Source organism: Cupriavidus sp. SK-3 (genome assembly GCF_000611145.1).
GTDB lineage: Bacteria > Pseudomonadota > Gammaproteobacteria > Burkholderiales > Burkholderiaceae > Cupriavidus.
The window spans coordinates 1-1,313 of the sequence record NZ_JFJV02000107.1; the positions used below are offsets into that span (position 1 = coordinate 1).

Here is a 1,313-nt window from a genome sequence, read left to right on the forward strand (position 1 = left end):
AGGACAGGATGGCATTCATCTCAGCCGAGTCGAATGGAAGCGGCTTGCCGTTCATCGAGCGTTGGAAGCAGTCGTTAATGCGTTCCTGAAGGGAGTTGACCTTCGCGCTGCGGGACCGGTATTCCGGAAAAACGGCGGTGAGGCCTACCCAGGGCGACGCATAGGCTGTTGTCCCGGCATTGAGGTGACAGCTCGTACAGTTCAAGCCATTGCCGACGTTGCCGGGAAGTTGCTTGTGGGTGTCCGTCAGCAGCACCTTGCCGCGCTTGATGGCATCGCCCATCGGCCCCTTGGGAATCGAGGCTTCGTCAGGGACGGGCATGGCTACGGTCGCCGGTTGAGAAAGTGCTGGCACACTGACTACCGCCAGCAAGGCCAGGGCCAGAGTACGCAGTTTGATGGTTTTCAATTGTGTCTCCTCGGGGATGGGTGTGCGGATTGATTTGTGTTTGTACTTTTGGGTAGCTGTACTTAGCAGTCAGTGGTACTTAGGCAGCCAGTGCGACCTTCACCGCCATGCCGAAGGCGATGAGGCCTGCGACGAGCGCAAAGCCTTGCTGCAGCCTGTGGCCACTTAAACGGCTGGCAACAAGCCGTCCGCCCAGCATGCCCGTGATGGCGCCTGCGGCGAATGGCACGCCCACCTGCCAGTTCATGCGACCGGCAAGGGCGGTTGAGATGACGCCGGAAGCGGATACCAGCGTAATCACTGCCAGCGATGTCGCCACGATAGCTTGCACCGGGGCATTGGTCGCCTTCCTGAGCGCCGGTACGATGACAAAACCGCCGCCAACGCCCAGCAGTCCGGAGAGAAATCCGGCGCCGACGCCAGAGAGTGCCAGCGCGCGGGTACAGGAGGCTGTCCAGACAAAGCGTCCGGTGCCCGCATTCAGTTGGCACGGCGGCAACGGGTGGCCAGGTTCGGTCGGATGCGGCTTCGAGGCGGTCGTTTGCTTGAACATCCGCAGCGCAACGAGCGCCAGCACAACTGCGAATAGCAGAGTCAGCGGACCATTCGGCAAGCGGTGAGCAAGCCATAGACCGACGGGTGAGAACAACGTACCCGCCACAGCCATCAGTGCGGCGGCCCGGTAACGGACGATGCCTGCGCGCAGCCCGATAACAGCGCCGACAGCCGCAGACAGGCCGACGGCAAGGAGTGCAACGGGCGCGGCCTCCGCGACGCTGAGGTGCAGGATAAACAGCAGTAGGGGGACGGCGAGGATAGCGCCACCGGCGCCGGTCAGTGCCAGGATGAGACCGATCACGGCGCCCAGCGCCAGCGCTGCTGGCGATTATGCTTTCCATCTGTT

General features: G+C 62.4%; 2 protein-coding genes. Both read right to left on the minus strand.

The window, feature by feature from the left end; genetic code table 11:
* A partial coding sequence (locus CF70_RS11305) for a c-type cytochrome (protein WP_035864250.1) occupies positions 1-409 on the minus strand: 409 nt, incomplete at its 3' end.
* Positions 410-488: 79 nt separating this feature from the next.
* Positions 489-1,277 carry a sulfite exporter TauE/SafE family protein gene (locus CF70_RS11310; protein WP_349675106.1) on the minus strand — a complete coding sequence of 263 codons (789 nt, stop codon included), beginning with the start codon at positions 1,275-1,277 and terminating at the stop codon, positions 489-491.
* Between the last annotated feature and the right edge of the window lie 36 nt (positions 1,278-1,313).